At 72.1% G+C, this 13,349-nt stretch carries 13 protein-coding genes and 1 tRNA gene; 3 read left to right on the top strand and 11 right to left on the bottom strand.

Annotation, left to right across the window (positions count from 1 at the left end; translation table 11 throughout):
* Positions 1 to 36: 36 nt before the first annotated feature.
* From ACY8FT_RS04660 to hrcA, 4 genes are all read right to left on the bottom strand, one after another.
* Positions 37 to 387, bottom strand: a complete 351-nt coding sequence (locus tag ACY8FT_RS04660; RefSeq protein ID WP_462417757.1) for a histidine triad nucleotide-binding protein — start codon at positions 385 to 387, stop codon at positions 37 to 39.
* Between the two features lie 24 nt (positions 388 to 411).
* A complete protein-coding gene (locus tag ACY8FT_RS04665) occupies positions 412 to 1,173 on the bottom strand; it encodes a 16S rRNA (uracil(1498)-N(3))-methyltransferase (RefSeq protein ID WP_462417758.1) in 762 nt (253 codons plus the stop codon).
* The gene (gene dnaJ, locus ACY8FT_RS04670; RefSeq protein WP_462417759.1) at positions 1,173 to 2,306 is read right to left on the bottom strand and encodes a molecular chaperone DnaJ; all 1,134 of its coding nucleotides are present in this window, start codon (positions 2,304 to 2,306) and stop codon (positions 1,173 to 1,175) included. Before dnaJ ends, ACY8FT_RS04665 begins: the two co-directional genes overlap by 1 nt.
* Positions 2,307 to 2,385: 79 nt before the next feature.
* A complete protein-coding gene (gene hrcA, locus ACY8FT_RS04675) occupies positions 2,386 to 3,411 on the bottom strand; it encodes a heat-inducible transcriptional repressor HrcA (protein WP_462417760.1) in 1,026 nt (341 codons plus the stop codon).
* 142 nt (positions 3,412 to 3,553) lie between these two features.
* Here hrcA and ACY8FT_RS04680 point away from each other — a divergent pair, with 142 nt between their 5' ends.
* Together ACY8FT_RS04680 and ACY8FT_RS04685 are read left to right on the top strand one after the other, a co-directional pair.
* Positions 3,554 to 4,435 carry a DUF3097 domain-containing protein gene (locus ACY8FT_RS04680; RefSeq protein WP_462417761.1) on the top strand — a complete coding sequence of 294 codons (882 nt, stop codon included), beginning with the start codon at positions 3,554 to 3,556 and terminating at the stop codon, positions 4,433 to 4,435.
* A gap of 243 nt (positions 4,436 to 4,678) precedes the next feature.
* Entirely contained in the window at positions 4,679 to 5,056 is a 378-nt protein-coding gene (locus ACY8FT_RS04685) for a DUF4870 domain-containing protein (protein WP_462417762.1), read from the top strand.
* Between the two features lie 273 nt (positions 5,057 to 5,329).
* Here the strand turns inward: ACY8FT_RS04685 and ACY8FT_RS04690 are convergent, their stop codons facing one another.
* The 4 genes from ACY8FT_RS04690 to lepA form a co-directional block, all read right to left on the bottom strand.
* Positions 5,330 to 6,727, bottom strand: a complete 1,398-nt coding sequence (locus ACY8FT_RS04690; protein WP_462417763.1) for an HNH endonuclease signature motif containing protein — start codon at positions 6,725 to 6,727, stop codon at positions 5,330 to 5,332.
* Positions 6,728 to 6,878: 151 nt separating this feature from the next.
* The gene (gene hemW / locus ACY8FT_RS04695; RefSeq protein ID WP_462417764.1) at positions 6,879 to 8,111 is read right to left on the bottom strand and encodes a radical SAM family heme chaperone HemW; all 1,233 of its coding nucleotides are present in this window, start codon (positions 8,109 to 8,111) and stop codon (positions 6,879 to 6,881) included.
* Positions 8,112 to 8,114: 3 nt separating this feature from the next.
* The gene (trmB, locus tag ACY8FT_RS04700) at positions 8,115 to 9,056 is read right to left on the bottom strand and encodes a tRNA (guanosine(46)-N7)-methyltransferase TrmB (protein WP_462417765.1); all 942 of its coding nucleotides are present in this window, start codon (positions 9,054 to 9,056) and stop codon (positions 8,115 to 8,117) included.
* Positions 9,053 to 10,918: a translation elongation factor 4 gene (lepA, locus tag ACY8FT_RS04705; protein WP_462417766.1), complete on the bottom strand. Its 1,866-nt coding sequence runs from the start codon at positions 10,916 to 10,918 to the stop codon at positions 9,053 to 9,055. The genes trmB and lepA overlap by 4 nt, the downstream gene beginning before the upstream one ends.
* A 407-nt stretch (positions 10,919 to 11,325) precedes the next feature.
* On the opposite strand from lepA, the gene ACY8FT_RS04710 reads away from it, so the two are divergent.
* Positions 11,326 to 11,973, top strand: coding sequence for a hypothetical protein (locus ACY8FT_RS04710; protein WP_462417767.1), 648 nt, complete (start codon positions 11,326 to 11,328; stop codon positions 11,971 to 11,973).
* Between the two features lie 81 nt (positions 11,974 to 12,054).
* On the opposite strand, the gene ACY8FT_RS04715 is transcribed toward ACY8FT_RS04710, so the two are convergent.
* From ACY8FT_RS04715 to nadD, 3 genes are all read right to left on the bottom strand, one after another.
* Positions 12,055 to 12,127, bottom strand: a tRNA-Ala gene (locus ACY8FT_RS04715).
* 84 nt (positions 12,128 to 12,211) lie between these two features.
* Positions 12,212 to 12,676, bottom strand: a complete 465-nt coding sequence (gene rsfS / locus ACY8FT_RS04720) for a ribosome silencing factor (protein ID WP_462417768.1) — start codon at positions 12,674 to 12,676, stop codon at positions 12,212 to 12,214.
* Complete coding sequence (nadD, locus tag ACY8FT_RS04725; protein WP_462417769.1) at positions 12,673 to 13,347, bottom strand: nicotinate-nucleotide adenylyltransferase; 675 nt, start codon at positions 13,345 to 13,347, stop codon at positions 12,673 to 12,675. The genes rsfS and nadD overlap by 4 nt, the downstream gene beginning before the upstream one ends.
* Positions 13,348 to 13,349: the final 2 nt, after the last annotated feature.

The following is a 13,349-nucleotide window of genomic DNA, read 5'->3' on the forward strand; positions in this document are numbered from 1 at the left end:
CCGGACGCTGGGCGGCCGGGTGCCACCGGCCCCGGGTCAGCCCGGAGGCCACTGCAGCTGGCGCCCCCCGATGACGTGCAGGTGCACGTGGTCCACGGACTGCTGGCCGTGCGTGCCGGTGTTGGCCACCACCCGGTAGCCGTCCCCGGCCAGGCCCTCCTGGTCGGCCACGCGCGCGACCGTCTGCAGCAGGTCGGTGGCCGACTGCGGGTCGTCCACCGCCACGGCGGCCAGGTTCGCGTGGTGGTCCTTCGGCACCACCAGGACGTGGGTGGGCGCCTGCGGGTCGATGTCGCGGAAGGCGAGCGAGCGGTCGGACTCCAGCACGCGGTCGCCGGGCACGTCCCCGGTGACGATCTTGCAGAAGAGGCAGTCGGCGGTGCTCATACCAGCCAGCCTAGCCGCGCCCCCTCACCAGCGGAGGGCACCGCAGAGCAGCGCGAGGGCCACCGGGCCCGCGCTGCTCGTGCGCAGGACGTGGGGGCCCAGCACGACGGGCACCCCGCCGGCGGCGGTGAGGCGCTCCAGCTCGGCGGGGTTGATCCCACCCTCGGGGCCGATGACCACACGCACCAGACCGGGCTGTCCTTGCTCCGCCACGAGCGATCCCAGCGTCGGGAGCAGGCCGTCGGTGGCCACCTCGTGCAGCACCAGGGTGAGCTCGTCCGCATCGACACCTGCGCGGATGCGCTCGGCGAGCGCGACGGTGTCCACCAGCGGCTCCACCGGGGCCTCCCAGAGGCGACGCGACTGCTTGGTCGCCGCGCGCACCACCTGGGCCCACTTCGTGCGCCCCTTGTCGGCCTTGGGCCCCGCCCAGCGGCTGATGCTGCGCTCGGCCTGCCAGGGCACGACCGAGTCGACGCCGATCTCCACGCTGGTCTCCAGCGACTGCTCGGCCCGCCCGGCCTTCGCCAGGGCCTGCACGAGCTCCAGCCGAGGGCGCCCGGACGGCTCGGTGAGCGCCTCGAGCACCTCCAGGTCCAGGGTCGACTTGGAGGTGGCGGTCACGCGTGCGCGCACCCCGCAGCCGGCACCGTCGGCGACGAGCACCTCCTCGTCCACGCCGATGCGCTGCACCGTCGCGGCGTGGTGCCCCTCGTCGCCGGCCAGGGTGAACGACTCCCCCGGGGCGGCGAGGTCACCCTCGGCCAGGAAGAGCGGCAGCGTCATCAGCGCCCCGTGAAGGCGTCGCGCAGGCGGTCGAAGAACCCGCCGCCGTGCTGCTCCATGGAGGTGATGGTGCCGGTGGCCTGCTCCTCGCCGCGGATCCGGGCGAGCTCGCGCAGGAGCTCCTTCTGCCGACCGTCGAGGCGGGTGGGCGTCACGACGTTCGCGTGCACGTGCAGGTCGCCCCGCCCGTCACGGCGCAGGTGCCCGACACCCAGGCCGTTCAGCGTGAACGCCGTCCCGTGCTGCGTGCCCGCGGGGATCTCGACCTGCTCGGTGCCGTCGAAGGTCTCCACCGTCGCCGTGGTGCCCAGCGCCGCGGCCATCATCGGCAGCTCCACCGAGCAGTGCAGGTCGTCGCCCTCCCGGGTGAAGGTGTCGTCGCCCACCACGTTGAGCTCGACGTAGAGGCTGCCGGCGGGTCCGCCACCGGGACCGACCTCGCCCTGACCGGCCAGCTGGATGCGCGTTCCGGTGTCCACGCCGGCGGGCACCTTGACCTTCAGGGTGCGGCGCTCGCGCACGCGGCCGTCGCCGTGGCAGTTGGTGCAGGGGTCGATGATGACCTCGCCGGTGGCCTGGCAGGCACCGCACGGGCGGGTGGTCATCACCTGGCCGAGGAAGGAGCGCTGCACCTGCTGCACGTGGCCCTGGCCGTGGCAGACGTCGCACGTGCGGGTGCCGGTGCCCGGGGCCGTGCCGTCGCCCTCGCAGACCGAGCAGCGCACCGCGGTCTCGACGGTGAGGTCCTCGGTGTTGCCGAACACCGCCGTGCGCAGCGGGACGTCCAGGCGCACGAGGGCGTCCTGCCCGGGCTGCTGGCGCGAGCGCGGGCCCGCGGCGCCGCCCTGGCCACCGAAGAAGGCATCCATGATGTCGCTGAACGTGAAGGCACCGCCGGCACCACCGCCGAAGCCGGCCGTCGGGTCGGCGTAGGGGTCGGAGCCGCGGTCGTAGGCGGCGCGCTTCTGGGCGTCGCCCAGCACGTCGTAGGCCTGGCCGACCTGCTTGAACTCATCCTCCTTGCCGGGGGCGACGTCCGGGTGCAGCTGACGGGCCTTCCTGCGGTAAGCCCGCTTGATCTCCTCCGCGGTCGCGTCGCGGGAAACACCGAGGGTCTCGTAGTAGTCGTTCATGCGCTCTCCGCGCCGGCGGGGCCGGCGGCTGCGGGTCGGGGGTGGCTGTCGGGGTGGTGCTCGGGTCGGCCGGCGGGGCTCACCGGTGCTCCAGCACCTGGGAGAGGTATGCGGCCACGGCCCGCACGGCCCCCATGGTGCCGGGGTAGTCCATCCGGGTCGGGCCCAGGACCCCGAGGGATCCCACGCCGTCCTGACCGTACGTGCTGCTGACCACCGAGGTGGTCTGCAGTCCGCTGTGGTCGTTCTCGGTCCCGATGGAGACCGCGACCCCGGGCCGGGCACCGCCGGCGAGGTCGCCCGGGTCCGCGGACTGCAACAACCGCAGCAGCACCACGTGTTCCTCCAGGGCCGAGATCACGTCCTCCAGCGAGGCGCCGAAGTCCGTGGTGTGGCGCACGAGGCTGGAGGTCCCGGCCAAGGCGAGACGTTCCTCACGCTCCCCGGCGAGCGTGCCGGTCACCACCTCGGCCACCGCGGCCAGGGCGAGGTCCTCCGGGAAGCGACGGGTCACCTCGGAGAGGGCGCTGCGGGCCGAGGAGAAGGGCTGCCCCGCGGCGGCGCCGTTGACGCGGTCGCGGACCACGCGCAGGTCCTCCGAGGCGGTCGCCTCGGGCAGGTCGACCAAGCGCTGCTCGACCCGTCCGCTGTCGGTGATGATCACCACCATCGTGCGCGAGCCGACCGGCACCAGCTCGACGTGCTGCAGCGTGGACCGGGTGAGCGAGGGGTACTGCACCACGGCCACCTGGTGCGTCAGGGCGGCCAGCAGGCGCACCGTGCGCTCGACCACGTCGTCGAGGTCCATCGGGTCGGCCAGGAAGTCGCGGATGGCGCGTCGTTCGGCCGGGGACAGGCGCCGGAGCTGCTCGATGCCGTCGACGAAGCGTCGGTAGCCGGCGTCAGTCGGCACGCGGCCGGCGGAGGTGTGGGGGGCCTGGATCAGCCCCTCGGCCTCCAGCATCGCCATGTCGTTGCGGATGGTGGCGGCCGAGACGCCCAGTCCGTGGCCCTCCAGGACGCTGCGGGAGCCGACCGGCTCGGAGGTGCGCACGTGGTCCTCCACGATGGCGCGCAGCACCTGCATGCGGCGTTCACCGGACATCGGTCTCCTCCTGACGGGTCCGTCGTGCGTGGTCTCGTGGGGCGTCGCGAGCTGCCGCCACGGCCCACCGACTCTGGCACTCGCACACGCCAAGTGCCAGTCTACGCGTCATCGCTCGCTGCCCGCCGTACCCTGTGCGGCCATGGACAGGTACGGGACCGACGTGTTGGCCGGGGACTGGAAGCGGCCTCGCCGCGGACGCAGCCAGGAGGTGGAGGCGACCCCGGGGACCGTGGTCGAGGACGTGGCCACCGGCTGGGTGGGTGCCGTGGTATCGGTGGAGAAGGCCGGCGGGCAGCACGTGGTGCACCTGGAGGACGCGCGGGGACGCACCAAGGGGTTCCCCATGGGTCCTGGCTTCTGGGTGGACGGCAAGCCGGTAACGCTGGTGGCGCCGAAGCGCGCGGCATCCCCCCGGCCCGCGGGACGCGTGGCGCCGGGGCGGACGGCGAGCGGCAGCAAGGCGGTCGCCGACGCGCCGGCGCGCGTGGCCGTCGGGTCCCGCATCTTCGTCGAGGGCCGTCACGACGCCGAGCTGGTCGAGAAGGTGTGGGGCGACGACCTGCGCGTCGAGGGCGTCGTCGTCGAGATGCTCGACGGCGTGGACGACCTGCGCGGCGTCATCGAGGAGTTCCGGCCCACCGCCGACCGGCGCATGGGGGTGCTCGTCGACCACCTCGTGCCGGGCACCAAGGAGTCGCGCGTCGTCGAGGAGGCACGGCGGACCCCGCGCTACGCCCGGCACGTGAAGATCGTGGGGCACCCCTACGTCGACGTCTGGCAGTCGGTGCGGCCGCAGCGGCTGGGGTGGACGCATTGGCCGGTCATCCCGAAGGGGACCTCCTGGAAGCACGGCATCCTCGCCGAGCTCGGGTGGCCCCACGAGAACCAGGCCGACGTGGCCCGGGGCTGGAAGCGGATCCTCGCGACCGTCGAGGACTACACGGACCTCGAGCCCGAGCTGCTGGGGAGGGTCGAGGAGCTCATCGACTTCGTCACCGTCGGGGACGTCCCGCTGGGCTGACACCGGGCCGGAGTGCGCCGTCCACAGGTCCGCCCGTGGGCGCACGCACGGTGCGGACCACATGGGCACACTGACGACATGACCACCACACCTCCCCCGCCCGGCCCCGGGCACGGTACCCAGTCCTGGAACCCCACCACCGACAGTCCCCGGAGTCCCGAGGTGCCCTGGCCGGGTGGCGAAGACCGCCACACCGGCCCGGGCCACCAGCACGGAACCGGCCCGAGCCCGCAGACGGGTCACATGAATCGGACCGGCGCCGACAGCAACGACAAGCTCGTCGCCATGTTCTGCCACCTCTCGGGCATCATCGCCACCGTGCTGACGGGTGGTTGGCTCCCCTTCCTGGGCCCGCTGATCGTGTGGGCTGTGTACCAGGACAAGGACCCGTTCGTACGACGTGCCGCCGCGGGCTCGTTCAACTTCCACGTCGTGGCGACGATCGCCTTCTGGTCGGCGTGGATCATCACACTCATCACCTTCGGGCTCGCCCTGCCCCTGACGCTGCTCGCGTTCCTGGTGTTCACGGTGCTGTACCTGTGGTGGACCATCAGCGCGACGATCAAGGCCTCCCGGGGCGAGCCGTACGAGTACCCGATCGAGCTGAAGATCCTCACCTGATCCCGCGCCTCCCACGGCGGCCGTCCACGACGGTCAAGGGCAGTCCACGGCGACCGTCCACGAGGACCCACACCGGTGCCCGGCAGACCACCACTGCCGGGCACCGGTGCGCCCAGGCGCCGGTATGTCGGGGCCCCGGCACGTCCAGGTCCCGGTGCGTCAGGGCAGCGGTTCACACCCCAGCACGCCAGCGGCTACCGGCGCCCCACACCCACGCCTCCCCTCCGCCCTCCCGTGCCCCGGCCCCACACACACGTTCCCCGCCCTCTCCGTTCACAGCTCCCGGTAGTCGAACGGGTCGGTCGTGTACGTCCGCCCGAGGAGGGAGGTCCACTCGATCGCACTGTCCGACTGGACGGACGCCACCCACTGCCGCTTCGTCTTGCGCGCGTGTCCTCGGCGCGAGAGGCACTGCAGGTTGTCCGGTGTGGTGGTGCCACCGTCGTCGAAGGGCACGACATGGTCGATCTCGCACCGGTCGGCCTCCGTACCGGAACCGGGGTCACGGGCCAGTCCGTCCCGCGCCCTGACGAAGCGCGCCACCGACGACGTCGGCCGGTACTCGTGCGGCGAGACGGTGAGGGCATGACCCGACACCGGGTCGGCCACGAGCCGTCGCCAGACGGACCCCTCCCGCACCGCCACCGCGCGGACGTGCTCCGGATCGAGGTGTCCGAAACCCGGGACCCAGCCGAGAGGTGCGCCCGCAGATGGCTTTGTCGGCAGTGACGCGACCTCGCCCTCCCCCGTACCGGCGACCAGCACGTCCAGGCCGACCACGACGGTGCACCGCGCGGGAGGGAGCACCGGATCGCCGACGACGGGCAGGGGCCACCAGTCCGCGGACACCACTCCACAGGAGGTGCAGACGGGCGGCTGACTCGATGCCCCTTGGGTGACCGCACCGGGCAGCTGCCCCACGAGGAGCAGGTCCAGCAGCAGGTCAGAGCGCAACTGGCCCAGCGTGCGCTCGTCCCCGGCGGCCTTCGCACGACGAGATGCGGCGTCGAGCCGTCCCCAGGCAGCGGCCACCCTCGTGGTCTCACCGCTCACGGTCAGCTCAGCCGTTCCGTCCTCTCCGGGCGCTGTCCACGCACCCCGAAGCACCAACGTCTCCTCCCGCTTGCGTCGCGCTGCCTGCGGATCGGCTGCCTCCGCCTGTCGCACTCGTCGGCGCAACGCCGTCCGGAACGCGGGTGACGAACGCGGCTGGCCGTCCCGCCCGCGCGTCATCACGCCCTCCCCGATGCCGACGGCCACGTCCGTTCCCAGGTGCCCCGTCGCGCTGCTCCAGTCCAGGACGCGCGACAGCGAGGCCCGCCCCTCGCGGAGGGCTTCCAGCGCACACCCGACGCCCCCGGGGCCACTGGCCACGAGCCCCACCAACCGCCGGGACTCACCGCTGGCCGCGACGAACTCGTCCACCGTCGCCGCCAGGGCATCCGCCTCCCGACAGGCCACATCCTCTCCTTCGTCGTGCAGCCGCTCCAGGGCCGCTGCCACCTCCCGGTGGACCTCCACCAGCGCCTCCACGAGCGCGGCCTCTGCACGACGCATGGCGTGCACGGCCACCAGGGTCCCGTCCAGCGCCTGCTCGCCCCGGGTCTCCGCACCCCGCCGGATGTCGCCACTCCAGAGGCCACCGCCTCGTGGCTCCCGTTCGATCCGCACCGTCTCCCCCTCCCTCCAGCCCACAGGACCCGTCGGAGTCATCCAGTCCGACACCTCCTCGAACTGATGTACTCAGATTACGGGTTCCCACCGACAACCTCGGCCCCTGACCGATTCGCTGTGGACGGGCCCGGGCCAGGCCGGGTTCAGCTCACAGGCCGAGCAGCGAGAAGGTCACTCGATCGGCCAGCAGACGCCCCCGTCGCGTCAGCACCAGCCGCGACTCCCGGATCACCGGGGCCCCCTCCACGAGACCGTCGGCGATGAGGCCGGCCACGGCAGCCCTCCCCGCCTCCGGCACGGCGGCCAGCGGCAGTCCCTCGCGCCGGCGGATGCCGAGCATCACGCGTTCCTCGGTGACCTGCTCCTGCGTCAGCACCTCCCGTGCTGCCGCCGGCGACCCCTCGGCCAGACGCTGGGCCCAGGCCCTCGGGTGCTTGACGTTCCAGAAGCGTGTGCCGCCGACGTGGCTGTGGGCCCCCGGCCCGACGCCCCACCAGTGCCCGCCGTCCCAGTAGTGCTCGTTGTGCCGGCACCGACCGCGCTCGGTGCGCGCCCAGTTCGACAGCTCGTACCAGGCGTAGCCCGCCGCGGCCAGCAGGTCGTCGGCCAGCTCGTACTTGTCCGCCTGGTCGTCCTCGCTCGGCACCGGCAGCTCACCCCGCACCACGCGCCGATGCAGCGCCGTTCCCTCCTCGATGGTGAGGGCATAGGCCGAGACGTGGTCCGGGCGCAGGGCCAACGCGGACTCGATGCTGGTGCGCCAGTCCTCGAGCGACTCCCCCGGTGTGCCGTGGATGAGGTCCACCGAGACCGCCAGGTCAGCCGACTGCGCCGCACGCACGGCCCGCTCGACGTTCGCGGGGTCGTGGGTCCGGTCCAGGGTGGCCAGCACGTGAGGCACCGCGGACTGCATGCCCACCGACATCCGCGTGAATCCCGCAGCGGCCAACCGATCTGCGAAGGACTCGTCGACCTGGTCGGGGTTCGCCTCGGTGGTCACCTCCCAGTCAGGGGTCACCTCGAAGCGCTCCCGGACAACACCCAGCGCCCGCCCCAGGTCGTCCGCGCCCAGCAGCGAGGGCGTTCCCCCGCCGATGAACACGGTGTCCACCACCGGCAGCGGGCCGCCGTCCGCCGTGAGGACCGCGCGAGTCAGGTCCAGCTCGGCGGCCACCCCGTCGACCCAGGTGGCCAGGGAGGCTCCCGTGGCATCCCCCAATTCGGTGAGCGTGTAGGTGTTGAAGTCGCAGTAGCCGCAGCGCACCGAGCAGTACGGCACGTGCAGGTAGAGCGAGAAGGTGCCCTGCCGCATGGACGCGAGGGAGGCGTCGGGCAGACGTCCGTCGCGGGGTGCGGGGTCGCCGTCGGGGAGCTGGGGCACGCCTCAGACCCGCCGGCCGACCACGTCCCGCACGACGCGCTCCACCCCGAGCCCCTTGCGCTCGAACCGCGTGACCGGACGCTCCTCGAAGCGCGGGGCGAACCCGCCCCGGTGGGCGCCGGACGGGTCCTCCGCGGCCGCCCGCTCACCGACGTACGGGTTCTCCAGCGCCTCGCAGGCCTCGACGACGTCCCGCATCCACCAGGCGTAGTCGGCCCAGTCGGTGGCCAGCCGCCACACGCCGCCGGGCTCCAGCGCCCGGGCGACGTCGTCGGCCAGCGCGGTGCTCACCAGCCGGCGCTTGTGGTGCTTGGCCTTCGGCCACGGGTCGGGGAAGAAGGTCCAGACCTCGGTCAGCGAACCGGGCTGGAACATCGTCGCGAACGCCCGCGCGGCGTCGACCTCCATGACGCGCACGTTCTCCAGCCCGGCGTGCGCCAGCTGGCTGACGATCTGCGCGGCCCCGGGGTGCCACACCTCGATGGCAACGTGGTCCATCTCCGGGTGGGCCGCCGCGTGGGCCGCCACCGCGTCGCCGGACCCGGCACCTATCTCGACCACCAGAGGCGCCCGGCGCCTGAACACGGCCTCGGCGTCGAAGCGGAACCCCGGGTCCACGGAGAGCGGCTCGGTCGTGCGCGGCGGCTCCACCACCAGTCGGTCGGCGTGCTTCTCCCAGGCCTGCGCGTGGCGCGGATCGGGCCGCTCACCACGCACGACGTAGGAGCGGGTCACCCGCTTGAGCCGCCCGTCGGGCAGCCGCTCGGCGTCACCTCGCGAGACGCCCGCGTGCTCCAGCGCGGCACCGGCCGGCGCAGCGGCCCCCTTGCGGGGCGCGCCCTCGGGCCGGACGCCTCCGCCCACCGCGTCGCGACCGGTGGGCTCGTCGCCGGTTGCCTGCTCGCCCCCCGACGGCGCGTCGGAACCCTGCGCCCCGGAGCTCACTTGGCGTCCTTGCCCTTCTCGCCGTCCTGGCTCAGCGCGGCGATGAAGGCCTCCTGCGGCACCTCGACGGTGCCGACCATCTTCATGCGCTTCTTGCCCTCCTTCTGCTTCTCCAGCAGCTTGCGCTTGCGGCTGATGTCACCGCCGTAGCACTTGGAGAGCACGTCCTTGCGGATGGCGCGGATCGTCTCGCGGGCGATGATGCGCGAGCCCACCGCGGCCTGGATCGGCACCTCGAACTGCTGGCGCGGGATGAGCTCCTTGAGCTTGCCGGCCATCTCCACCCCGTAGGCGTAGGCCTTGTCCTTGTGCACGATCGAGCTGAACGCGTCCACCTGGTCGCCCTGCAGCAGGATGTCGACCTTCACCAGCTCGGCCTCCTGGTAGCCGGCCTCGGAGTACTCGAAGGAGGCGTAGCCCTTGGTCCGGGACTTCAGGTTGTCGAAGAAGTCGAACACGATCTCCGCCAGCGGGAGCGTGTAGCGCATCTCCACCCGCTCCTCGGACAGGTAGTCCATGCCACCGAGCGTGCCGCGGCGCGACTGGCACAGCTCCATGACCGAGCCGATGAACTCACTCGGGGTCAGGATCGTCGCCTTCACGACCGGCTCGGTGATGCTGTGCACCTTGCCCTCGGGGAACTCGCTCGGGTTGGTGACCACCACCTCGGTACCGTCCTCCATCGTGACCGTGTAGATCACATTGGGCATCGTGGAGATGAGGTCCAGGTTGTTCTCGCGCTCCAGGCGCTCCCGGACGATCTCCAGGTGAAGCATGCCCAGGAAGCCCACGCGGAAGCCGAAGCCCAGGGCCGCGGAGGTCTCCGGCTCGTAGACCAGGGCCGCGTCGTTGAGCTTGAGCTTGTCCAGCGCCTCGCGCAGCGTCGGGTAGTCCGAGCCGTCGATCGGGTACAGGCCGGAGTAGACCATCGGGCTGGGGTCCTTGTAGCCGCCGATGGGGTCGTTCGCCGGTTCCCGCTGGCTGGTGACCGTGTCACCGACCTTGGACTGCCGGACGTCCTTCACCCCGGTGATGAGGTACCCGGTCTCCCCCACGCCCAGGCCCTTGGTCGGCTTCGGCTCGGGCGAGATGACGCCCAGCTCCAGCAGCTCGTGCGTCGCACCGGTGGACATCATCTGGATCTTCTCGCGCGCGTTGAGCATGCCGTCCACCACGCGGACGTAGGTGACGACGCCGCGGTAGGTGTCGTAGACGGAGTCGAAGATCATGGCGCGGGCCGGCGCGTCGGCCTCACCCACCGGCGGCGGGATCATCGCCACGACGTGGTCGAGCAGCTCCGCGACGCCCTCGCCGGTCTTGCCGGAGACCTTCAGCACGTCCTCGGGCTCGCAGCCGATGAGGCCCGCGATCTCCTCGGCGTACTTCTCCGGCTGCGCGGCCGGCAGGTCGATCTTGTTGAGCACCGGGATGATCGTGAGCTCGTTCTCCATGGCCAGGTACAGGTTGGCCAGCGTCTGCGCCTCGATGCCCTGCGCCGCGTCCACCAGCAGGATCGCGCCCTCGCAGGCGGCCAGCGACCGGGACACCTCGTAGGTGAAGTCGACGTGCCCGGGGGTGTCGATCATGTTGAGGACGAAGGTCTCCTGGTCCTTGCCCTCACCCAGCGCCCAGGGCATGCGCACGGCCTGGGACTTGATCGTGATGCCGCGCTCCCGCTCGATGTCCATGCGGTCCAGGTACTGGTCCCGCATGTTGCGTGGCTGCACCACCTCGGTGATCTGCAGCATCCGGTCGGCCAGCGTCGACTTGCCGTGGTCGATGTGGGCGATGATGCAGAAGTTGCGGATCTGCGACGGCGGGGTGGCGGCCGGCTGCAGGGCGGTGTGTGCGACGGGGGACACGGGGCGAGACACCTCGGGGTCGACGGACGGAAGCAGTCGGGGTCCGGGCCGGCCGGCCGGGAGGCCGGGCGGCACACTGGTCGACCCCTATCGGGGCAGTCTTTCATGGTTCACGCCGTCGCCCGGTCGCAGCCTCCGCGAGCCGTCGCTAGCGTGGGGACATGGCTTGGCAGCAGATCGCAGGAAGAATCGGACGCATCGTCACCCGCCGGCTCGTCACCCGAGGGGTGCGCTATGGCATGAACGAGGCACAGCGCCGCAAGGGAAGGGACTCCGGAGGCCAGCAACCCCCAGCCGGCGACACCCGCCGCTGAACGGCACCCTCCTCCTCCCGCAGGATCCCGCCCCGCCCGGATGGCGCGGGAGGATGACCCCGGGCCGGCTCCCGGCGGGAGAGGCTTCCCACCATGAGCTGGCCCGACCACTCCCCTGCCGCCCCCTCCCCGCTCCTGGCCACCGCGTTGGCCGAGCTGGGCAGGGGGCGGCTGCATCGTCCGGGCGCCTTCGCGGAGCCGACGCGACGCTGGCTGGGACGCCAGCGCACCGCGCGCACCGTCGCCGTGGTCCTGGTCCTCCTGGGTCTCGCGGCCGTGGTCCTCGGTGTCGCGCTGCACCAGCACGGCGCATGGGGCCTCGCCGCACTGGCGGGCGTCCCGCTGGTCCTGGTGGGCACGGCCGGCGTGGGCCTGACGACACTCGTCCTGCGGGGCTGGCGCAGTCGCGTCCGGTCCGAGCACCTACCGGTACTCCTCGACGCCCGTGGGGTGATGCTGCGGGGCATCGGCCCGATCCCGTGGTCCGAGCTCCAGCCCCCGGAACGCCGACAGGTCCCGGTCAAGCACGACATCGGCGGCAGGTGCACCGTCCTGCCGCTCACCCCTCAGGGTGTCCTGCGGCTCGCGGCACAGCCCTGGCGGGTGCAGCTGCGTGCCGGCCCCCGGCCCTACGCCCGCCTCCGGGTGGAGTGCGTCCTGCTCCCGGGCTTCGAAGGACTCTCCGAGGACGAGGTCCTCCACCTGTTCTCGGTCGCCCACCGCCAGTTCGCCACTCGCTGAGGCCGTGCGCCCCTCCCGGGTCCACACCCCGGACACGACGAAGGGCCCCACCATCTGGTGGAGCCCTTCGTCACGCTGCTGTGGAGCTAAGGGGATTCGAACCCCTGACCTCCTCCATGCCATGGAGGCGCGCTACCAACTGCGCCATAGCCCCGTGCGGGAGACGCTCTCTCGGAGCGACCGGTGAATATTACACACACTCACCCCTGTTGTGCCAAATCGGCGGCAGGAGGCGGAATCAGGCCCCGTTCAGGCCCTGTCCGCCGTCCTCGGCGGGGATCCACCACGGACGCTGCGCCGCGGCCTCGTCCTGAGCAGCCCGCTCCGAGCGCCCCTCGGGGTGCTCGGGCAGCTGCAGGTCCACCTGCGGGCAGTCCTTCCAGAGGCGCTGCAGGTCGTAGAACTCGCGGTCCTCCTCGTGCTGCGCGTGCAGCACGATGTCGCCGAAGTCCACCAGCACCCAGCGGTTCTCCCGCTCCCCCTCGCGACGGCGCGCCTTCACGCCGGCTGCCAGGCAGGCGTCGGTCACGGCATCGACCACGGCGTGCACCTGTCGCTCGGTGGCCGCGGACGCGATGAGGAAGACGTCGGTCAGGGCGAGGTGCTCGCTCACGTCGAGCGCGACGATGTCGTCGGCGAACTTCTCGTCGGCGGCGCGGGCAGCAGTGCGGGCCAGCTCGATGGCCTCGGGGGTGGCGGTCACGCAGTGTCCTCCTGGACAGGTTCGGTGGGTGCGTCGGAGCCGCCCGCGGGCGGGAGGATGGGACTGAACCCGCTCCGTGCGGCCTCCGTGGCCTCGTCGGTGTAGAGACCGTGCTTGTTGATGTACTGGACGACCCCGTCCGGTACGAGGTACCAGACCGGCAGGCCCTCCTGCACGCGCTCGCGGCAGTCGGTCGAGCTGATGGCCATCGCCGGGATCTCGGTGAGGGTCACCTTGTCCTGCGGCAGTCCGGTCGCACTCAGCACGTGGCCGGGTCGGCTCACCCCGATGAAGTGGGCGAGGTCCCAGATGTCCTCGACGCCCTTCCAGGACAGGATCTGCCCCAGCGCGTCGGCCCCGGTGATGAAGAAGAGCTCGGCCTCCGGGTACAGGCGCGAGAGGTCCAGCAGCGTGTCCCGCGTGTACGTCGGGCCCGGGCGGTCGATGTCCACCCGGCTCACCGTGAACCGCGGGTTGGAGGCCGTCGCCACGACGGTCATCAGGTAGCGATCCTCGGCGGGCGAGACCTGCTTGCCCTCCTTCTGCCACGGGCGCCCCGTGGGCACGAAGACGACCTGGTCCAACGCAAAGGTGGCGGCCACCTCGCTGGCCGCCACCAAGTGCCCGTGGTGGATGGGGTCGAACGTCCCACCCATCACCCCCAGCCGCATCG

Source organism: Kytococcus sp. Marseille-QA3725 (genome assembly GCF_054950055.1).